Source organism: Streptomyces sp. NPDC046977 (genome assembly GCF_040644455.1).
In the GTDB taxonomy this organism is placed as follows: Bacteria; Actinomycetota; Actinomycetes; order Streptomycetales; family Streptomycetaceae; genus Actinacidiphila.
The window spans coordinates 146,542-165,858 of record NZ_JBEYWO010000011.1 but is presented as its reverse complement, the minus strand read 5'-3'; the positions used below and the strand labels follow the sequence as shown (position 1 = coordinate 165,858).

At 72.9% G+C, this 19,317-nt stretch carries 18 protein-coding genes; 12 read left to right on the top strand and 6 right to left on the bottom strand.

Annotated features, from left to right (window positions below; all coding sequences use genetic code 11):
- Positions 1-192 precede the first annotated feature (192 nt).
- Positions 193-471, bottom strand: a complete 279-nt coding sequence (locus ABZ883_RS19055; RefSeq protein WP_360907282.1) for a type II toxin-antitoxin system prevent-host-death family antitoxin — start codon at positions 469-471, stop codon at positions 193-195.
- Positions 472-590: 119 nt separating this feature from the next.
- Between ABZ883_RS19055 and ABZ883_RS19050 the strand changes: the two genes are divergently transcribed.
- From ABZ883_RS19050 to nudC, 3 genes are all read left to right on the top strand, one after another.
- Positions 591-4,037 (top strand): UvrD-helicase domain-containing protein, encoded by a 3,447-nt coding sequence (locus ABZ883_RS19050; RefSeq protein WP_360907280.1) that lies wholly within the window; start codon positions 591-593, stop codon positions 4,035-4,037.
- Positions 4,038-4,047: 10 nt separating this feature from the next.
- Positions 4,048-5,436 (top strand): M20/M25/M40 family metallo-hydrolase, encoded by a 1,389-nt coding sequence (locus tag ABZ883_RS19045; protein ID WP_360907278.1) that lies wholly within the window; start codon positions 4,048-4,050, stop codon positions 5,434-5,436.
- A 100-nt stretch (positions 5,437-5,536) separates the two neighbouring features.
- Positions 5,537-6,460: an NAD(+) diphosphatase gene (nudC, locus tag ABZ883_RS19040; protein WP_360907276.1), complete on the top strand. Its 924-nt coding sequence runs from the start codon at positions 5,537-5,539 to the stop codon at positions 6,458-6,460.
- A gap of 87 nt (positions 6,461-6,547) precedes the next feature.
- On the opposite strand, the gene ABZ883_RS19035 is transcribed toward nudC, so the two are convergent.
- The gene (locus ABZ883_RS19035; protein WP_360907274.1) at positions 6,548-6,805 is read right to left on the bottom strand and encodes a glutaredoxin domain-containing protein; all 258 of its coding nucleotides are present in this window, start codon (positions 6,803-6,805) and stop codon (positions 6,548-6,550) included.
- Between the two features lie 170 nt (positions 6,806-6,975).
- On the opposite strand from ABZ883_RS19035, the gene ABZ883_RS19030 reads away from it, so the two are divergent.
- The 5 genes from ABZ883_RS19030 to ABZ883_RS19010 all read left to right on the top strand — a co-directional run bounded on the left by ABZ883_RS19030 (position 6,976) and on the right by ABZ883_RS19010 (position 10,662).
- Positions 6,976-9,162, top strand: a complete 2,187-nt coding sequence (locus ABZ883_RS19030) for an ATP-dependent DNA helicase UvrD2 (RefSeq protein WP_360907272.1) — start codon at positions 6,976-6,978, stop codon at positions 9,160-9,162.
- Between the two features lie 153 nt (positions 9,163-9,315).
- Positions 9,316-9,618 carry a hypothetical protein gene (locus ABZ883_RS19025; RefSeq protein WP_360907270.1) on the top strand — a complete coding sequence of 101 codons (303 nt, stop codon included), beginning with the start codon at positions 9,316-9,318 and terminating at the stop codon, positions 9,616-9,618.
- A gap of 104 nt (positions 9,619-9,722) precedes the next feature.
- The gene (locus tag ABZ883_RS19020) at positions 9,723-10,070 is read left to right on the top strand and encodes a WhiB family transcriptional regulator (protein ID WP_319665065.1); all 348 of its coding nucleotides are present in this window, start codon (positions 9,723-9,725) and stop codon (positions 10,068-10,070) included.
- Positions 10,067-10,378, top strand: coding sequence for a hypothetical protein (locus ABZ883_RS19015; RefSeq protein WP_360907268.1), 312 nt, complete (start codon positions 10,067-10,069; stop codon positions 10,376-10,378). Before ABZ883_RS19020 ends, ABZ883_RS19015 begins: the two co-directional genes overlap by 4 nt.
- A 125-nt stretch (positions 10,379-10,503) precedes the next feature.
- Positions 10,504-10,662 (top strand): hypothetical protein, encoded by a 159-nt coding sequence (locus ABZ883_RS19010; protein WP_360907266.1) that lies wholly within the window; start codon positions 10,504-10,506, stop codon positions 10,660-10,662.
- Between the two features lie 16 nt (positions 10,663-10,678).
- Here the strand turns inward: ABZ883_RS19010 and ABZ883_RS19005 are convergent, their stop codons facing one another.
- The gene (locus tag ABZ883_RS19005; protein ID WP_360907264.1) at positions 10,679-12,049 is read right to left on the bottom strand and encodes an AarF/ABC1/UbiB kinase family protein; all 1,371 of its coding nucleotides are present in this window, start codon (positions 12,047-12,049) and stop codon (positions 10,679-10,681) included.
- A gap of 21 nt (positions 12,050-12,070) precedes the next feature.
- A complete protein-coding gene (locus ABZ883_RS19000; protein WP_360907262.1) occupies positions 12,071-13,192 on the bottom strand; it encodes a TOMM precursor leader peptide-binding protein in 1,122 nt (373 codons plus the stop codon).
- Between the two features lie 217 nt (positions 13,193-13,409).
- On the opposite strand from ABZ883_RS19000, the gene ABZ883_RS18995 reads away from it, so the two are divergent.
- The 4 genes from ABZ883_RS18995 to ABZ883_RS18980 all read left to right on the top strand — a co-directional run bounded on the left by ABZ883_RS18995 (position 13,410) and on the right by ABZ883_RS18980 (position 17,189).
- Positions 13,410-13,985, top strand: a complete 576-nt coding sequence (locus ABZ883_RS18995; RefSeq protein WP_360907260.1) for a M48 family metallopeptidase — start codon at positions 13,410-13,412, stop codon at positions 13,983-13,985.
- An 87-nt stretch (positions 13,986-14,072) separates the two neighbouring features.
- Positions 14,073-15,716, top strand: a complete 1,644-nt coding sequence (locus ABZ883_RS18990; RefSeq protein WP_360907258.1) for a TerD family protein — start codon at positions 14,073-14,075, stop codon at positions 15,714-15,716.
- 11 nt (positions 15,717-15,727) lie between these two features.
- Positions 15,728-16,411 carry an AIM24 family protein gene (locus ABZ883_RS18985; RefSeq protein ID WP_360907256.1) on the top strand — a complete coding sequence of 228 codons (684 nt, stop codon included), beginning with the start codon at positions 15,728-15,730 and terminating at the stop codon, positions 16,409-16,411.
- Between the two features lie 16 nt (positions 16,412-16,427).
- On the top strand, positions 16,428-17,189 hold the full coding sequence (locus ABZ883_RS18980; RefSeq protein WP_360907254.1) for an AIM24 family protein: 762 nt from the start codon (positions 16,428-16,430) through the stop codon (positions 17,187-17,189).
- A gap of 30 nt (positions 17,190-17,219) precedes the next feature.
- On the opposite strand, the gene ABZ883_RS18975 is transcribed toward ABZ883_RS18980, so the two are convergent.
- Both ABZ883_RS18975 and ABZ883_RS18970 read right to left on the bottom strand, forming a co-directional pair.
- Positions 17,220-17,747: an NUDIX hydrolase gene (locus tag ABZ883_RS18975; RefSeq protein ID WP_360907252.1), complete on the bottom strand. Its 528-nt coding sequence runs from the start codon at positions 17,745-17,747 to the stop codon at positions 17,220-17,222.
- Positions 17,744-19,198 (bottom strand): zinc-dependent metalloprotease, encoded by a 1,455-nt coding sequence (locus ABZ883_RS18970; RefSeq protein WP_360907250.1) that lies wholly within the window; start codon positions 19,196-19,198, stop codon positions 17,744-17,746. The genes ABZ883_RS18975 and ABZ883_RS18970 overlap by 4 nt, the downstream gene beginning before the upstream one ends.
- Between the last annotated feature and the right edge of the window lie 119 nt (positions 19,199-19,317).

The following is a 19,317-nucleotide window of genomic DNA, read 5'->3' as shown; positions in this document are numbered from 1 at the left end:
CTGGCCGGCGGGGAGTTGCGCCGTCGCGAGGTGGACAGGCGGACGCCGTGACACAGTCGCGTCGATCTCGAACCCGTAGTGCCTGGCGATCACACCGGGAACGTCGGCGAGCATCTGCGAGGCGGACCGGCGCAAGGTGCGCGGCACTTCCACCCCTGAACGACCGTCCCGACGAGACCGCCGCCGAGTCGATCACCAGCGCTCCTCGTCGCGCATCGCGACGAGCGCGGCCGCCGTGTCGGTCGCCGGGTCGCCGAGCACGGGAGGCAGCGGGACCGGGCCCGAGGCCGCAGGCGCGGTGGCGCGCCCTTCGGCGACCATGCGGTCCAGCAGGGACCAGCCGCGGGTGAGGGGCACGAGGCGGGCCACAGGGGTTCCGTTCAGGGTCACCACCAGGATCTCGCCGTTCCGCACCCGCGCGACCACGGCACCGGTGTTCCGGTTCAACTCACGTACCGGGATGCGCTCCATGGCGTGAGCGTAGAACATGATGCTCTGTACCGGTAGATGGGGATGTGCCCGAAAGGGTGGTGACCCCGCGTCCCGGCGACCGCGGACCCCTGTCGGTGGCGCCCGATAGCCTCCCCTTTGTGTCGTCCCGTATCACCGGCCCCGAGCAGCTCAAGGAGCTGCTGGGCATCCCGTTCACCCCGGAGCAGCTGGCGTGTATCACCGCGCCGCTCGCGCCGCAGGTGATCGTGGCCGGTGCCGGGTCGGGCAAGACGACGGTGATGGCGGCCCGCGTGGTGTGGCTGGTCGGCACCGGACAGGTCGCGCCGGAGCAGGTACTGGGGCTGACGTTCACCAACAAGGCGGCGGGGGAGCTCTCCGAGCGTGTGCGCAAGGCGCTGGTCCGGGCGGGCGTCACCGACCCGGACCCGGCCGACCCCGGCCATGCCCCCGGCGAGCCGCAGATCTCCACCTACCACGCCTTCGCCGGGCAGCTGCTGAAGGAGCACGGGCTGCGCATCGGGCTGGAGCCGACCGCGCGGCTGCTCGCCGACGCGACGCGCTACCAGCTGGCCGCCAAGGTGCTGCGCGCCGCGCCCGGCCCCTTCCCCGCGCTCACCAAGGGCATTCCGGGTCTGGTCAGTGACCTGCTGGCCCTGGAGGGCGAGCTCGCGGAGCACCTGGTGCCGCCCGAGCGGCTGCTCGCGTACGACCGCGCGTGGCTCGCCGAACTCGACGGCATCCGGCTCACCAACGCCGATCTGCGCCGCCTCCCCGAGACCGCCCGCGCCCGGACCGACCTCACCGGGCTCGCGGCGGCCTACCGGGCGGAGAAGAAGAAGCGCGACCTGCTCGACTTCGGCGATCAGATCGCGCTGTCGGCGACCCTCGCCCGCACCCGCCCGGAGGTCGGCCGGATCCTGCGCGAGCAGTACGCGGTGGTGCTGCTCGACGAGTACCAGGACACCTCCGTCGCCCAAGGCCTCCTGCTCTCCGGCCTGTTCGGCGACGGCACCGGCCACCCGGTCACCGCCGTCGGCGACCCCTGCCAGGCCATCTACGGCTGGCGCGGCGCCTCGGTCGCCAACCTCGACGACTTCCCCCGCCACTTCGCGCACGCCGACGGCACGCCGGCCCGCCGCCAGTCCCTGTCGGAGAACCGGCGCAGCGGCGGCCGCCTGCTGGACCTCGCCAATGAGCTCGCGACCGAACTGCGCGAACGCCACGAGGGCGTGGAGGCCCTGCGGCCCGCGCCGGGCGCCGAGCGGGACGGCATCGTGCGCTGCGCGCTGCTGCCCACGCAAGGCGAGGAGATCGACTGGATCGCCGACTCCATCGCCCACCTGGTCCGCACGGGCACTGCGCCGGGCGAGATCGCGGTGCTGTGCCGGGCCGCGGGCCACTTCGCCGACATCCATGCCGCGCTCGTCGCCCGCGACGTGCCCGTGGAGGTCGTCGGCCTGTCGGGGCTGCTGGACCTGCCCGAGGTGGCCGACCTGGTCGCGGTCTGCGAGGTGCTGCAGGACCCCACCGCCAACGCCGCCCTCGTACGGCTGCTGACCGGGCCGCGCTGGCGCGTCGGCGCCCGCGACCTGGCGCTGCTGGGGCGGCGGGCGCGGCTGCTGGTGCCGGGCCGCGGCGGGATCGCCGACCGGCTGGCGGCCGCCGTGGAGGGCGTCGACCCGGCCGAGGTCATCTCCCTGGCCGATGCCCTGGAGACCTTCGTCGACGGGGAGCCCGAGGACCGGCTGCCCTTCTCCCCCGAGGCCCGGGTGCGTTTCGCGCGGCTGGCCACCGAGATACGGGAACTGCGCCGGGCCCTGGCCGACCCGCTGATGGACGTCCTGCACCGGGTGCTGGCCGTCACCGGCCTGGAGGTCGAGCTCTCCGCGTCCCCGCACGCCCTGGCCGCGCGGCGCCGCGAGACGCTGCACGCCTTCCTGGACGTCGCCGCCGGCTTCGCCTCCCTGGACGGCGAGGCGACCCTCCAGGCGTTCCTGGCGTTCCTGCGCACCGCCGCCCAGTACGAGAAGGGCCTGGACAGCTCGCTGCCCGGCGGTGAGAACACGGTCAAGGTGCTCACCGCCCACAAGTCCAAGGGTCTGGAGTGGGACGTCGTCGCCGTCCCGGGACTGGTGCGCAAGGGCTTCCCGAGCGAGCGCGGCCGGGAGTTGTGGCACACCACCGCCAAGGTGCTGCCGCACGCCCTGCGCGGCGACGCCGCCACGCTCCCCGACGTCCAGGAGTGGTCGCGGACGGGCCTGGCCGAGTTCAGGACGGCGATGGCCGAGCACAACCGCGTGGAGGAACTGCGGCTCGGCTACGTCACCTTCACCCGCCCCCGCTCCCTGCTGCTGGGCTCCGGCCACTGGTGGGGTCCCTCGCAGAAGCGCCCCTTCGGGCCGTCGGCGTTCCTGGACGCGTTGCGCGTGCACTGCGAGGCCGGCTACGGCGAGGTCGAGCACTGGGCCGACCCGCCGGAGGAGGACGACTCCAACCCGGCCCTCACCCGCGGCACCGAGCCCGCCTGGCCGCTGCCCCTGGACCCGCAGGGCCTGGGCCGGCGGCGCGAGGCGGCCCGCCGCGTGCTCGACCACCTGGACGCCTCCTTGCGGCAGGCACCCGCCGGCGCCGCACCGGCCGACCCCGACTGGCCGCCCCCGGAGGAGGAGCCGCCCTTCGACGACGAGGAGCCGCCGTACGAGGTCGAGGACGAGGAGCCCGGCGACTGGGAGGACTGGCCCGCCGAGCGGCCCGCCGTCCCCGCGCCACGGCTCACGCCCGGGCCGGCGGACGCGGTCACGCCGGAACCCGAGCCCGAACTCGAACTCGAACTCGAACTTGAGCACGGGAACGCGCACGACGGCCGTACGCCGCTGCTGCCGGAGGAGGCGCGGCTGGCCGCCTCCTGGGACCGCGACCTGGACGCCCTCGCGGCCGAGCTGCGCCGGGCCCGCGCCACCGTGCGCGACGTTCCCCTCCCGCCGACGCTGACCGCGTCCCAGCTGCTGCGCCTGGCCGCCGACCCCGACGGCTTCGCCCGCGAGCTCGCCCGCCCGATGCCGCGCCCGCCGCGACCCGGCGCGCGCCGCGGCACGCGTTTCCACGCCTGGGTGGAGTCCCGGTTCGAGGAACTGCCGCTGATCGCCCCCGAGGACCTGCCGGGCATCGAGGGCGACGACGAGATCGCCGACGAGCACGACCTCGCCGCGCTCAAGGAGGCCTTCCTCGGCACCCCGTACGCCGACCGCACGCCCTACCGGGTCGAGGCGCCGTTCCAGCTCGGCCTGGCCGGCCGGGTGATCCGCGGCCGGATCGACGCGGTGTACCGCGAGGGCGGCCGCTACGAGATCGTCGACTGGAAGACCGGCCGCGCCGGCACCGCCGACCCGCTGCAGCTCGCCGTCTACCGGCTCGCCTGGGCCGAGCAGCACGGCGTGCCACCGGAGGAGGTCGCCGCGGCCTTCCTCCACGTCCGCACCGGCGAGCTGGTCCGCCCGTCCGGGCTGCCCGGCCGGGCGGCGCTGGAGCGTCTGCTGCTGGGCGAGCCCGGAGGCGACGAGGGGTCCGGGGCCGCCGCCCGATAGGCTCGTCGCCATGAGCACCACCCCGGACAGCGCCGTCCGTACGTACATCGCGACCCACCGTGAGGCCTTCCTCGGCGAGCTCGCCGAGTGGCTGCGCATCCCGTCCGTGTCGGCCGATCCCGAGCGGTCCGCGGACGTCGAGGACAGCGCCCGGTGGCTGGCCGCGAAGCTGCGGGAGACGGGGTTCCCGGTCGCCGATGTGTGGCCGACCGCGGGCGCGCCCGCGGTCTTCGCCGAGTGGCCCTGCGACGATCCCGAGGCGCCGACGGTGCTGGTCTACGGCCACCACGACGTGCAGCCCGCGGCGCGCGAGGACGGCTGGGACAGCGATCCCTTCGAGCCCGTGGTCCGCGACGGGCGGATGTACGGGCGCGGCGCCGCCGACGACAAGGGCCAGGTGTTCTTCCACACGCTCGGCGTCCGCGCCCACCTGGCCGCCACCGGCCGCACCACGCCCGCCGTGCACCTGAAGCTGCTGGTCGAGGGCGAGGAGGAGGCCGGCTCACCGCACTTCGCGGACCTGGTGCGGGCCCACGCCGGCCGGCTGGCGTGCGACACGGTGATCGTCTCCGACACCGGCATGTGGGACGAGGACACCCCGACCGTCTGCACCGGCATGCGGGGGCTCGTCGACTGCCAGGTCGACCTGCGCGGTCCCGACCAGGACATCCACTCCGGATCCTTCGGCGGCGCCGTCCCCAATCCGGCCACCGAGGCCGCCAAGCTGGCCGCGGGGCTGCACGACGCGGACGGCCGGGTGGCGATCCCCGGCTTCTACGACGGCGTCGTGGAACTGACCGGGCGGGAGCGGGAACTGTTCGCGCGGCTGCCCTTCGACGAGAAGCGCTGGCTGCGCACCGCCCGGTCGTACGCCGCGAGCGGCGAGGCCGGCCACTCCACCCTGGAGCGGGTCTGGGCCCGCCCCACCGCCGAGGTCAACGGCATCGGCGGCGGCTACCAGGGTCCCGGCGGCAAGACGATCGTGCCGGCCTCCGCCCAGTTGAAGCTCTCCTTCCGGCTGGTCGCCGGGCAGGACACGGACGTGGTGCAGCGGCTCGTCGCCGACTGGATCGCCGCGCGCGTCCCGGACGGCATCCGGCACGAGATCACCTTCTGGGGCGCCACCCGCCCGTGCCTGACCCCGCTGGACCACCCGGCGCTGGGCGCGCTGACCCGCGCGATGGGGCGGGCCTTCGGCAAGGAGATCCTGTTCACTCGTGAGGGTGGTTCCGGACCGGCGGCCGACCTGCAGGACGTGCTCGGCGTGCCCGTTCTTTTCCTGGGAATTTCCGTGCCGTCCGACGGTTGGCACTCAGTGAACGAGAAGGTCGAGATCGACCTGCTCCTGAAGGGCGTGGAGACCTCCGCGTACCTGTGGAGCGAGTTCGCGACCCGGTGAGCATCCGCAAGAATCCGCGCGTTACGGGGAGTTGACAGCAGCTTTGTCCGAAATGCCTGGTACGTCAGGTAATGCCGGCGCCGGGAAGGGCTCCGGCCCGGTGCCCGACCCGGCGGCCCTCCCACCCCTGGCCCGCTGGTCGGGCATCGACCGCGCCGCCCTCCACCGTCTCGACGAGGCATGGCTGGCGGCCGCCTGGAGCCACCCCACCACCCGGGTCTTCGTCGTCTCGGGCGGCCAGGTACTGGTCGAGGACACCCCGGACGGCGGCACCGAACTGGTCATGATGCCCTCCTTCGAGGCGCCGGAGGCCGAGGTGCACCGCTACTTCCTCGGCATCGACGAGGACGGAGTGCGCTACTTCGCGCTGCAGAAGGACACCCTCCCGGGCCGGATGGACGACGTGGCCCGCCCGGCCGGGCTGCGCGAGGTGGGCGCGCTGCTCTCCGACCGCGACGCCGGCCTCATGGTGCACGCGGTCGCCCTGGAGAACTGGCAGCGGATGCACCGCTTCTGCTCCCGCTGCGGCGAGCGGACGGTGGTCGCCGCGGCCGGCCACATCCGGCGCTGCCCGGCCTGCGGGGCCGAGCACTACCCGCGTACCGACCCCGCGGTGATCATGCTGGTCACCGACGACCAGGACCGCGCGCTGCTGGGCCGCCAGGTGCACTGGCCGGAGGGCCGGTTCTCGACCCTGGCGGGATTCGTGGAGCCGGGGGAGTCGCTGGAGCAGGCCGTCGTCCGCGAGGTCGCGGAGGAGGCGGGGGTGACGGTGGCCGGGGTGTCGTACGTCTCCAGCCAGCCGTGGCCGTTCCCGTCCAGCCTGATGCTGGGCTTCATGGCCTGGGCCTCGTCGTCGGAGATCACGGTGGACGGCGAGGAGCTGCACGAGGCGCGCTGGTTCTCCCGCGAGGAGTTCCGCAAGGCGATGGAGACGGGCGAGGTGCTGCCGCCGCACGGCATCTCCATCGCGGCCCGGCTCATCGAGCGCTGGTACGGCAAGCCACTGCCGACACGGCCCTGACGGGCGTCCCGACGCCTTCACGGGGGCCGGAGAAGCGAACGGGCCCGGCCGCGGGGACTTCCGCGACCGGGCCCGCCGGGCCGGGCCTCAGCTCGCCAGGGCCTGCTTGACCTGGGCGAGGCTCGGGTTGCTCAGCGGGATCGGGTCCGCGCCGCTCTCCGGGGTGACCAGCAGCGTCGGGACCAGCTGGTTGCCGCCGTTGACGGTCTCGACGAACTTCGCCGACTCCGGGTCCTGCTCGATGTTGATCTCCTTGAAGGGGATGCCCTCGCGGTCCAGCTGGCCCTTCAGGCGGCGGCAGTAGCCGCACCACGTGGTGCTGTACATCGTCACAGTGCCGGACATCGGTGTTGGCTCCTCAGGTCTGGGGGGTCTTGGGGCCCCGGTCAGGATGGCGTCCTGGGAACGCCGTCCCCAGGGTCTCGCATTCCTCGCGTGCGCATCCGATCCGACGATCGGACCTCAGCTGTGGATAACTTTCCCGGGTGCCTCCCGGGACCTGGCAGCATGGCGGGGTGACTGCTCCCACGCATACCCCGCTCTTCCCGGAGTTCCCCGCCGTCCCGGACTCCCCGGACGCCGTGCTCGCCGGGCTCGACCCCGAGCAGCGCGCGGTCGCCACCGCGCTGCACGGGCCGGTGTGCGTGCTGGCCGGCGCCGGGACGGGCAAGACCCGCGCGATCACGCACCGCATCGCGTACGGGGTGCGGGCCGGCATCCTGCAGCCAGCCAGCGTGCTCGCGGTCACCTTCACGGCCCGGGCGGCCGGCGAGATGCGCGGCCGGCTGCGGCAGCTGGGAGCGGGCGGCGTGCAGGCGCGCACCTTCCACTCGGCCGCGCTGCGGCAGCTCCAGTACTTCTGGCCGCGCGCGATCGGCGGGGAGATGCCGCGGCTGGCCGAGCGCAAGATCCAGCTGGTCGCGGAGGCCGCTGCGCGCTCGCGCATCCGGCTGGACCGCAACGAGCTGCGTGACGTCACCGGCGAGATCGAGTGGGCCAAGGTCACCCAGACCGTCCCCGAGGACTATCCGGCGGCCGCGGCCAAGTCCGCCCGCGACGTTCCGCGCGACGCCGCGGAGATCGCCCGGATCTACACCACGTACGAGCAGCTCAAGCGGGACCGCGGCGTCATCGACTTCGAGGACGTGCTGCTGCTCACGGTCGGCGTCCTGGAGGACCGTCCGGACGTCGCCGAGGCCGTCCGCGGCCAGTACCAGCACTTCGTCGTCGACGAGTACCAGGACGTCAGCCCGCTGCAGCAGCGGCTGCTCGACCTGTGGCTCGGCGGACGCGACAGCGTCTGCGTGGTCGGCGACGCCTCGCAGACCATCTACTCCTTCACCGGCGCCACCCCCGAGTTCCTGCTCGGCTTCCGCACCCGGCACCCGGATGCCACCGTGGTCAAACTGGTCCGCGACTACCGCTCCACCCCCCAGGTGGTGCATCTCGCCAACGGACTGCTGTCGCAGGCCCGCGGCCAGGCCGCGCAGCACCGGCTGGAGCTCGTCTCGCAGCGCGAGGCCGGCCCCGAGCCGTCCTACACCGAGTACGCGGACGAGCCGGCCGAGGCCGAGGGCACCGCGCGGCGGATCCGGGAACTGATCGACGACGGGGTGCGGCCCAGCGAGATCGCCGTGCTCTACCGGGTCAACGCCCAGTCCGAGGTCTACGAGCAGGCCCTCGCCGACGCCGGGGTGCCCTACCAGCTGCGCGGCGCCGAGCGCTTCTTCGAGCGGCCCGAGGTCCGCGAGGCGGGCATGCTGCTGCGCGGCGCGGCCCGGGCCAGCGATCCGCTGGAGGACGAGGACCTGCCCGGGCACGTCCGGGCGGTGCTGGGCACCCGCGGCTGGTCCCCGGAGCCCCCGGCGGGCTCCGGCGCGGTCCGTGACCGGTGGGAGTCGCTGGCGGCACTCGTGCGGCTCGCCGAGGACTTCGCGCGCGCCCGTCCGGACGCCGTGCTCGCGGACTTCGTTGCCGAGCTCGACGAACGGGCCGGCGCACAGCACGCCCCGACCGTCGAGGGCGTCACGCTCGCCTCGCTGCACGCCGCCAAGGGCCTGGAGTGGGACGCGGTGTTCCTGGTCGGCCTGACCGAGGGCACCATGCCCATCACCTACGCCAAGACCGACGAGCAGGTGGAGGAGGAGCGGCGGCTGCTCTATGTCGGCGTCACCCGCGCCCGCTTCCACTTGGGGCTGTCCTGGGCGCTGTCGCGTTCCCCGGGCGGCCGCGGCGGCCGACGGCCCTCGCGCTTCCTGGACGGACTGCGGCCGGGCACGGCCGCCCGGGGACGGGCGGGCGCCCGCCCGGCCGCCGGGGGCGGCGTGGAGCGCGGTGCGGGCGGCCGGCGGAAGCGTGGCCCGGTGCACTGCCGGGTCTGCGGCCGCGCGCTCTCCGACGCGGGCGAGATCAAGCTGATGCGCTGCGAGGACTGCCCCTCCGACATGGACGAGGCGCTGTACGAGCGGCTGCGCGAGTGGCGGGTCGAACAGGCCAAGGCGCTCGGTCAGCCCGCCTACTGCGTCTTCACCGACAAGACGCTGCTCGCCATCGCCGAGGTAAGGCCTTCCACGGAGGCCGAACTGTCGGTTATCTCCGGAGTCGGAGCCCGCAAACTGGACAAGTTCGGCGCCGACGTCCTGGCCCTGTGCACCGGCTCCGGGACGGGTGATGAAGCTGTTGCAGAAGACTCCGGAAAATAGTTTGCGCGCCCCGAGGAAATCCCCATAGCCTGCGTGAGCGCGGACGACGCGGCTTCGTGGAGGACCTTCCCGGAGCGGTGGAATCCGTGATGTACTGACCCAGCACAACCTGTCCGGACCAGCCCACGAGACGCCTGAGAGGAGGCGAGACCAGTGATCAACTACACCAACACCACGACCGATCGCACGGTCATCGCCGCCTGCCCGCTCGGTGCCTCGCTTGTCGGCACCGGTCTGTCCAGCAGCCTGTCCGGTCGCCTGTCCGTCCTGGGCACCCCCGCTCTCTCCCTGCGGGAGCGCGCGGGCGAGCGACCGACCCAGGCGCCGGCGGAAGCGGTAATGGCAATGGCCAAGGGCTATGCCTTTGCGGCAGCCAATGGTGCCGGAAACCCGAAGACGCAGCAGCACCCGAAGTGGGCCTTCCGCGGGCTCGAACCCTGGAGTGATCCAGCCTGACAGACGATCAGGCCGGCGCCTTCAGGGCCGCGGAATCCCAGACCGGGATCCGCGGCCCTTCTGTTTTCCCACCCCAAGACAAACAGATGAGGAACGAAGCGATCGTGCACATCACCTCGCACGCACCGTCCGTACCCACCCCAGTTCGCCCGCCTGACCCGGAGGTCACCTTGATCCCCCTCACCGAGCTCGACGACGAGATCGAGCGCCTCGGCGTCCCCGTCCCGTGCCGGACCTTCGACCCGGAGGTCTTCTTCGCCGAATCCCCGGCCGACGTCGAGTACGCCAAGTCGCTGTGCCAGACCTGCCCGGTCCGTGAGGCCTGCCTCGCCGGCGCGAAGGACCGCCGTGAGCCCTGGGGTGTCTGGGGTGGAGAGCTGTTCGTCCAGGGTGTCGTGGTGCCCCGCAAGCGGCCCCGTGGCCGCCCGCGCAAGAACGCGGTCATGGCATGAAGCGCCCAGCCGTCGGAACGATCGATCGACCCCTCACGCGCGACCCGATGAAACAGGCCCCGATGATTCCGCCCACCAGCGAACGCCCCGCACCCACTGCCGACGCGCCGACCGCGCGCCAGAACAGGAACCTTGAAATGCAACTCATGCCAGAAGCCCTGGCGCGCGCCCATATGCAAGAGCGCCTCTACGAGGCCGAGCACGAACGCATGGCGCTGCGCGCGCTCAGGGCCCGCCGGCTGCAGCGCCGTGCCGAACGAGCCTCGCTGCGCGCCCGCCGGGCGCTCGCGATGGCCGTGATGCAGTAGCGGTAACACGCGGTCACACATCCGCACCGACACACAACCGCGGGGCCGGTCGATTTCGACCGGCCCCGCGATATCGTCACGAAGTGGACCAGAAGACTCAAGGCGATCGGGTCGGGACTGCTCCCATGACAACGACGTGCGCCCGCTGCGGCGCGGTCGCCCAGGGGCTCCCCCTCACCTGGACCTGCTCTGTGGAGAACGGCAGCCGCGTGTATTTCTGCGACGACTGCGCGCGCGGCAACATCCGCAGTATCGAGGGCCGGCTCGACTCCGCCTGGTGGTAGCGGTCCGGTCCCTGCCCTATGCCGAGGCGTCCTCGACCTCGGGCAGCGGCGCCTCGCCGTCGCCGGCGAAGCCGGGCAGCCACTCGAGCAGCTCGTCGCGCAGCCGCACGGTCGCCGCCAGCTGGCACAGCACCCCGATGGTGCTCAGCGTCACCCGGTGGATCAGCAGGTACGAGGGCGGCAGATTGAGCTGCTTGCCCAACTGGTGCGCGGGGGAGCGCGGGTCGGCGATCCGCGCGGCCTGGGCGCGCATCCAGTCGCGGGCGAAGGTGAACTCCTCCACCGCCGCGGGCTCGATGATCGGCCGCAGATAGTCCAGTACCGCGTCCGGGTCGAGGTCGATGGTCGGCCTGACGAAGCCCTCCTGGCGCAGCATCGCGTGCACCGATTCGGCGTCGTCCGCCAGCGCCATCCGCAGGGCCGTCCCTATGGGTACCGGGAGCCCCTCCGGAAGGCGGTCGACGGTGCCGAAGTCCAGCACGCCCAGCCGCCACCCGGCCGCCGGGCCGTCGTCCGTCAGCAAGCGGAAGTTCCCGGGGTGCGGGTCGGCGTGCAGCAGGCCCGTGCGGGCGGGGCCGGCGAAGAGGAAGCCCGCCAGCAGCTGTCCCGCGCGGTCGCGCATCTCCTTGCTGCCCCGGGAGATCACCTCCGCCAGCGGCACCCCGTCCATCCACTCCGTGACCAGCACCCGTTCCGTGCGGTGCACCACATCCGGCACGAACACGTCGGGGTCGCCGGCGAACTCCGCCGCGTGCGCGTGCTGGGCCTGGGCCTCCAACTCGTAGTCCAGTTCCTCCGAGATCCGGTCGCGCAGCTCCGTGATCAGGGGCTTGATGTCCATACCGGGGATGAGGGGCCCGAACAGCCGCGCCACCCGGCCCAGTTGGTTCAGGTCCGACAGCAGGGCGTCGCCCGCGCCCGGGTACTGGACCTTCACCGCGACCTTGCGGCCGTCGTGCCACACGGCGCGGTGCACCTGGCCGATGGAGGCGGCGGCCGCGGGCTGGTCCTCGAACTCGGTGAACAGCTCGCGCCAGTCCTCGCCCAGCCGCTCCGCCAGCACCCCGTGCACGGTGCGGGTGGGCATCGGCGGCGCCGCGTCCTGCAGCTTGGTCAGCGCCGCCCGGTAGGGGCCGGCCACCTCCTCGGGCAGCGCGGCCTCGAAGACGGACAGCGCCTGCCCGAACTTCATCGCCCCGCCCTTGAGGGAACCCAGCGTCGCGAAGAGCTGTTCGGCGGTCCGCTTCTGGAGTTCGGCCGAGACCTCGTCCGCGGGGCGGCCCCCGAGCCGCTTGCCCAGCCCCAGTGTCGCCCGGCCCGCGAATCCCAGGGGGAGTGCGGCCAACTTGGCGGTTCGGGTCACCGCTTTACGCGGAAGATCAGACATGCGCCCCCACTTTCCGGTCGGTCACCCCGTCATTGTCCCCCGCCCTTCCCCGACGGCGGCACCCAGTTCCCGGGTCGCACCACATCCGCACCGCCGGTCCGCCGGGACCGGACGCATCTCGCTCGCCAGCCGGGCGAGCCCGAGCTCCCAGCGCGCGCCGCAGCTCGGCGGCCGTCCCCCGTCGACGAACGCCAGGGCATGGGCCGCCGCCACCCCCGCGACCGTCGTGGCCAGCGCCACGTCGCAGGCCGGCACCCCGCCGCGACCGGACCGCAGCTGCGCCAGCACCCGGGGCCATGCCGCGTCCGCGTCGGCCATCCGCAGCCCGAGGCAGCCCGCGCAGCCGGTGCTCCCCGGCACCACCAGCGGACCGACGACCCCCATGCCCTCCAGCACCCCGGCGTAGAGGTGGGGGATCCCCGCCGCCAGCAGAGGCTCGGCCTCACGGGGATCGGGGGCGTAGGCCGCCAGCCCGTCCCTCGGCGCGAGCACGACCAGCGCGAGCCCCGGGTCCGGCCGGGCGGTCGGCCCCCGTCTGCCGACCGCCCCGGCCCGCGGATCGGGTGCCGCCCGCCGGACCAGACCGCGCGCCGCCGCGTCGCGGCGCTCCCCGATGTGGTCGGCGGGGATGCCGCCCGGCGCGGTGTCCCACGGTTCGACCCGGCCGTCGTCGCGTACGTCGACCCGGCCCACCCCCGCCGCCGAGAGCACCGCCGCGATCGTGCCGCCGACGCGTCCTGCCCCCACCACGCGCACCCGTGTGCCGCGCCGCTCCCGTATCCGGGCGGCCGCTCCGCCGGGATCGGTGTGGACGACGGACAGCGCCGCCAGGTCGGGCCGGAGCCGGTCCAGCGCGGCCGAGCGGTGACTCATGGCCTCCGACAGCTCCGCGTGCGAGGACGCGTCGTCCAGGACGCCGCCCTCGGCGAGCAGCCCGAGCAGCCGCCGGGCCTGCCGGGGCTCCAGCCCCAGCGACTCGGCCTCCCGGGACAGCGGGCCGATCCCCCGTGTGCCGTCGAGCAGGTCGAGGAAGGCGGACGCCGCGCCGTCCACCGAGTCCAGCACGACGGCGTGGGCCGGGTCGACCCCGAATTGCAGGCTTTCCCGGCTGCGCCAGCTGCGGCGCATGGCGGGTTTGAGCATGGGACGCATCGCCACCCCCGTGGACGGGGACCTCCGGTGGGAGATCCCGGTGAATCCGTGGCGACCAGCATGCACGGAATCCTCGAACCGGCCGCGAAAGTTATCCACAGGTAGCGGCAATGATCATTTGATCGGTAAATCCAAGGGTCTCGTCTTTTTTCAGGTGAGCACACCCCGGGGCGGGACTTCCCGGACCCCGTGCGGGTAAGTTCGTGCCGTGTCCGCCGACCCCTCCCACAGTCTTTCCAGCCAGCCCCCGCGCGTCTCCCGGACCAGCGCGGTGGAAGTGCGCCGGAGCGCCCGTCGACGCCGCACCGTCTCGGCGTACCGCGAGGGCGACGTCACCGTGGTCCTCATCCCGGCGCGGATGTCCGCCGCCGAGGAGAAGCGCTGGGTGACGGTCATGCTCGACAAGCTCGCCGCCCAGGAGAGCCGCAAGATGCTCGGCGACGAGCAGCTCGCGGCCCGGGCCGCACAGCTGTCCGCCCAGTACCTCGGGGGCCGTGCCGCCCCGCGCACCGTGCGCTGGGTGACCAACCAGAACTCCCGGTGGGGCTCGTGTACGCCGGCCGAGGGCAGCATCCGCCTGTCCCACCGTCTTCAGGGCATGCCCGAGTACGTCGTCGACTACGTTCTCCTCCATGAGCTCGCGCACCTCCTCGTGCCGGGCCACGGACCCGACTTCTGGAAGGTGCTGGAGAGGTATCCGCGCACGGAACGCGCGCGCGGATACCTGGAAGGGGTCGTCGCGGCGGCCGGCCTCCCGCACCCTCCGACGGCACGCGAGGAATAGCCCGGGGAATGGTCCGTCGTCGGAGCCAGCGGATAGCCTGGCGCAACGCAGAGGCACGTACGTACGGATGGGGGGCGGTCGTTCGCAATGGCCAGGGAATTCCAGCGCGGCCACAAGGCCAAGATCAGTGATCTCACGGCAGGGACGGATCTGTACGTCGGTGTTCAGATCAGCGGACCCGGCCTGTCGTTCGACATCAGCTGCTTCGGTCTCGACGCCGCGGAACAGCTCTCGGACGACCGCTATTTCGTCTTCTACAACCAGCCCAAGTCGCCCGAGGAGTCGATTCAGCAGCTCGGCGCGCAGGCAGGGGACACCGAGTCCTTCCGGGTGACGCTGGACCGGATCCCGCCGCGCATCCACAAGCTCAGCTTCACCGCGACCCTCGACGGCTCCGGGCAGATGTCGCAGATCGGCCCCGGCTACATCAGGATCGTCGCGGGCGGCGAGGAAGTGGCGCGCTACGCCTTCAGCGGCGCCGAGTTCAGCACCGAGCGCGCGGTGATGCTGGCGGACATCTACCTCAAGGACGTCTGGCGCTTCGCGGCGGTCGGCCAGGGCTTCGACGGGGGACTGGACGCCCTGCTGAAGAACTTCGGCGGCGAGGTCGCCGAGGAGCAGCAGCCCGCCGTGCCGCAGCAGCCCGCGGCGGCCCCGGGCTTCGCCCCGCCGGCCGGGCCCGCGCCCGGCTTCGCGGCGCCCCCGGCGCCCGCTCCCGCACCGGCGCCCCCGGCTCCGCAGCCGGCGCCCGCGTTCGGCGCGCCCCAGGCGCCGGCCGCACCCCCGGTCCACGCGGCGCCCACCATGGCGGCGCCGATGGCCGCACCACCCCAGGTGCAGCCCCAGGCCCCGCCGCAGGTGCCGGGCCAGCCGCCCTTCGGCCAGGTTCCGCCCCCGCAGGCACCGCCAGGGCCTCCCGGGTATCCCGCGCCCGGCCAGGTGCCGGGACAGCCCCCGTTCGGTCAGCCCCCCGCCGCCCCGTCCTTCGGCCAGGCCCAGTACGGCCAGCCGCCGCAGGCCCCGTTCGGCCAGGCGCCGGGCGCGCCGCAGGTCCCGCAGACCCCCGGCGCCGGACTCGCCGCCGCCATGCAGAAGTACCGCGAGGTCCCCACCGGCCAGCGCTGGACGCAGCAGAACGCCAAGCTCGTCCGCGTCGACCTCTCCCAGGCAGGCGGCCAGCCGGTGCTCGCCCGCCAGGGCAGCATGGTGCTGTACCAGGGCAAGGTCGAATTCGGCTACAAGGGTGCCGGGTTCGCCGGCCGCATCGTCGGCAACATGACCGGCCAGGAGATGCAGTTGATGCGCTGCACCGGCCGCGGCCAGGTGTTCTTCGCCGAGGACGCCTCCTATCTGCACCCGATCGAGCTCCAGGGCGACGCGATCTGCGTCTCCGCGGAGAACGTGCTCGCCTTCGACGAGTCCCTGCAGCACGAGGTGCGCCGCATCGAGGGCCACGGCATCCCCGGCGGCGCCCTGTTCACGATGCAGTTCCAGGGCACCGGCACCGTTGTCGTCAAGACCCACGGCACGCCGGTGGTCCTGCCGGTCACACCCACCACCTACGCCGACAGCAACGCGATCGTCGCCTGGTCCGCGGCGTCGCAGGTGGTGCTCTCCAGCCAGGTGCGGCTGCGCCGGAACGCTTATCCGGGACACAGCGGGGAGACCGTGAACCTCCAGTTCCGCGGCGCCCCCGGCAACTTCATCATCGTCCAGCCGTACGAGGTCTGAGGGAGCCCGCCATGGACCAGACTCTGATTTCCGGGTACTCCCCGGCACCGGTGACCGCCCGGATGGAGAACCACGGCAGCAGCATGCTGAAGGTCGCCATGCAGACCGGCCAGGACCTCTTCGCGCGCACCGGGTCGATGGTTGCCTACGAGGGCTTCGTCCAGTACGAGCCCAACCCGCCCGCCGTGCGCCAGATGGCGTCGCAGTGGCTGACCGGGGAGGGCGCCCCGCTGATGAAGTGCACCGGCGACGGGCTGCTGTACCTCGCCGACTACGGCGCCGACGTCGTCTGCCTGTACCTCAACAACGAGTCCCTGTCGGTCAACGGCACCAATCTGCTCGCCTTCGACGCGCATCTGCAGTGGGGCGTGGAGCGGGTGAAGGGGCTGGCCAAGTTCGCCGGGCAGGGCCTGTTCAACGTGGGCGTCTCCGGCACCGGCTGGGTGGCGATCACCTCACGCGGCACACCGGTCGTCGTCGACTGCGGCCGCGGCGAGGACGAGACCTATGTCGACCCGGACGCGCTGGTCGCCTGGTCGAGCGGGCTGAAGACCAAGTCCAAGCGCAGCTTCAAGGCCTCCTCCCTGATCGGGCGGGGCAGCGGCGAGGCCTTCCAGATCGGCTTCTCCGGCCAGGGCTTCGTCGTCGTACAGCCCAGCGAAGACAGCACCGACCGCCTCCGAGTCCGGGGCTGAGGGGGAGCGATCCATCATGCAGAGCCCGCTTTTCGGCTACACCGAGGTCCAGACCGAGGACCAGTACGCCCTGCAGAACCCGTACCTGCTGCGGGTGAAGCTCGACGGCAGGAACGACTGCCTGGCCCGCAAGGGCGCCATGGTCGCCTATCAGGGCCTGATCGAGTTCGACGGCGAGTACCAGAGCCACGCCCAGCGCGGTGCCCGCTACCGCACCGGCGAGGGCCTGGACCTGATGCGCTGCTCCGGGCAGGGCACCGTCTACCTCGCCAACCTCGCCCAGCAGATCCACGTCGTGGACGTGGACCACGACGGGCTGACCGTGGACGGCGCCTATGTGCTGGCGCTCGACTCGGGACTGCACTGGGAAGTCATCTCGGTGGACAGCCAGTTCGGCATCTCGGGCAGCGGCGCCTACAACCTCAACATCTCCGGCCACGGCAAGGTCGCGCTCATGACCTCCGGCCGGCCGTTGCTGATGCCGGTCACCCCGGACAAGTACGTCTCCGCCGACTCCGACGCGGTGGTCGCCTGGTCGTCCTCGCTGCGTGTGCAGATGCAGGCGCAGACCAGTTCCTCCGGTGTGTGGCGGCGGCGCGGCAACACCGGTGAGGGCTGGGAGCTCAACTTCCTGGGCCAGGGCTACGTCCTGGTGCAGCCCAGCGAGCTGATGCCGCCGCAGAACGCCCAGATCGGCCAGGGCATGGGCGCTCAGTACGGCTTCGGCCAGCACGGTGCGCACGGCCAGAACCAGGGCAACATCTTCACCAATCGCTGACGCCGCCCCGGCCCGGGCCCGCGCGCCGGCTCACATCAGCGCGCGGGTGCGGGCCAGCAGCGTCCGCACCGATCCGTCGGCGACCTCGGCGATCTCGTCGTAGGCGAACCACTTCAGGTCCAGCGACTCCTCGCTGATCGCCTCGACGGCACCGGGCGGCGCCACCGCGGCGTACTGCACGTCGAGATGCCAGGCGCAGGGCGTCAGATGGCGGTCGAGATTGACCGGCCCGGGGCGGAGCAGCGTCAGCCCGGCGATGCCGGACTCCTCGACGCCCTCGCGCAGCGCGGCCCCGGCCAGTGTGGTGTCCTGCGGTTCGCAGTGACCGCCCATCTGCAGCCACATCTTGAGCTTCTTGTGCAGGGTGAGCAGGACGCGGCCGCCCTGCGGGTCCAGCACGAGCGTGCTGCCGGTGATGTGCCCGGCGGAGCACGACTTCCACAGGCCGTCGGGATGCGCGTCGAGGTGCGACAGGTACTCCAGCCGCAGGCCGTCCTGGGCGGTGTCGGGCGCGTCCCACTCCTTGAGGACGCGCACGGCGTCATCGAACAGGCTCACTTCTGGTCGTCGTCCTTGCTGTCAGTGCCTTCGGTGCCTTCGGGGGTTTCGGCGCTGCCGGGGTTCCCGGCGTCCTTGCCGCGGGCGGCCTCCCCGAGCATCTTGTCGAGCTCGGCGAAGTCCAGCTGCTCGTGGTGGACAAAGCCGTCGGGGTCGTCGAGGTCGGCGGCCGTCGGCAGCATGTCGGGGTGCGCCCACAGGCCGTCGCGGCCGTCGACACCGCGCGCGTCGGTCAGCGACGCCCAGAGGCGGGCGGCGTCCCGCAGCCGGCGCGGCCGCAGCTCCAGCCCGATCAGGGTGGCGAAGGTCTGCTCGGCGGGGCCGCCGGAGGCCCGGCGCCGCCGCAGGGTCTCCCGCAGGGCCGCGGCCGAGGGCAGGTGCGGGGCGGCGGCGGCGTGCACCACCGCGTCGACCCAGCCCTCGACGAGCGCGAGCGCCGTCTCCAGGCGGGCGAGCGCGGCCTTCTGCTGCGGGGTGTCCTCGGGCTGGAACATGCCCTGCTGGAGCGCGTCCTGGAGTGCCTCGGGGCGGGACGGGTCGAGCTGGCCGACCGCGTCCTCCAGCTTGGCGGTGTCGACCTTGATGCCCCGGGCGTAGCCCTCGACGGCGCCGAACAGGTGCGCCCGCAGCCACGGGACGTGTGCGAACAGCCGCTGGTGGGCGGCCTCGCGCAGCGCCAGGTAGAGCCGGACCTCGTCCAGAGGCACGCCCAAGCCCTCGCCGAACGTCGCGATGTTGGTCGGGAGCAGCGCGGCCTTGCCCGCCGGGCCGAGCGGCAGGCCGATGTCGGTCGAGCCCACGACCTCCCCCGCCAGGGTGCCCAGCGCCTGCCCGATCTGCGTGCCGAACATGGCGCCGCCCATGGAGCGCATCATGCCGATCAGCGGGCCGGCCATGGCCTGCATCTCCTCGGGGAGCACGTCGCCCATGGCGTTGCCGACACGCTCGGCGACCGGGTCGACGAGTTCCTTCCACACCGGCAGCGTCGTCTCGACCCACTCCGCGCGGCTCCACGCCACCGCCGAACCGGCCCCGGACGGCATCGAGGTCACGCCGTCCAGCCACAGGTCGGCCAGGCGCAGCGCCTCCTCGACCTTGGCGCGGTCGGCCGGGCCCACACTGGGGTCCTTCACGCCGCCGGCCTCGGCCTGGGCGACGGTCTGCCGGGCGATGTCCTTGGCCATCTCCCAGTTCACCGGGCCGCCCTCGTACGAGAGCATCTGCCCCAGCTGCTGGAACGCCGCGCCCAGGTCATTGGGGTTGAGCGAGCCGAACATCGCGGCGAAGGGGTTCTCGCCGCCCGCGCCGAACGGGTTGCCGCCGCCGAACCCGAACGGATTGGCCGGACCCTGGGAGCCGCCGCCGGAACCGCTCGGCTTCTTGCGGTCGTCCGCGCCCCCGTCCTCGGGCTCCTCGGGAGGGACTCCGAATCCGAATGGGATGTCGCTCACGGTTTCCTCGGCTCTGTGTGTTGTGGGCTGTACCTCCAGCCTAGACACCCGTCAGGCAGGATGGCTGCGTACGGACCGTGGTTGCGGACCGCGCACCTCGTACCGGAAACAACCGTGGG

What these genes read in the sequence shown, in the direction of transcription:
- ABZ883_RS18990 (WP_360907258.1), top strand. Translation starts at nt 14,073, where the DNA reads ATGGCCAGGGAATTCCAGCGCGGCCACAAGGCCAAGATCAGTGATCTC.
- ABZ883_RS19055 (WP_360907282.1), bottom strand. Translation starts at nt 471, where the DNA reads ATGGAGCGCATCCCGGTACGTGAGTTGAACCGGAACACCGGTGCCGTG.
- ABZ883_RS19015 (WP_360907268.1), top strand. Translation starts at nt 10,067, where the DNA reads ATGAAGCGCCCAGCCGTCGGAACGATCGATCGACCCCTCACGCGCGAC.
- ABZ883_RS19005 (WP_360907264.1), bottom strand. Translation starts at nt 12,049, where the DNA reads ATGTCTGATCTTCCGCGTAAAGCGGTGACCCGAACCGCCAAGTTGGCC.
- ABZ883_RS19035 (WP_360907274.1), bottom strand. Translation starts at nt 6,805, where the DNA reads ATGTCCGGCACTGTGACGATGTACAGCACCACGTGGTGCGGCTACTGC.
- ABZ883_RS18985 (WP_360907256.1), top strand. Translation starts at nt 15,728, where the DNA reads ATGGACCAGACTCTGATTTCCGGGTACTCCCCGGCACCGGTGACCGCC.
- ABZ883_RS19045 (WP_360907278.1), top strand. Translation starts at nt 4,048, where the DNA reads ATGAGCACCACCCCGGACAGCGCCGTCCGTACGTACATCGCGACCCAC.
- ABZ883_RS19010 (WP_360907266.1), top strand. Translation starts at nt 10,504, where the DNA reads ATGACAACGACGTGCGCCCGCTGCGGCGCGGTCGCCCAGGGGCTCCCC.
- ABZ883_RS18980 (WP_360907254.1), top strand. Translation starts at nt 16,428, where the DNA reads ATGCAGAGCCCGCTTTTCGGCTACACCGAGGTCCAGACCGAGGACCAG.
- ABZ883_RS19000 (WP_360907262.1), bottom strand. Translation starts at nt 13,192, where the DNA reads ATGCTCAAACCCGCCATGCGCCGCAGCTGGCGCAGCCGGGAAAGCCTG.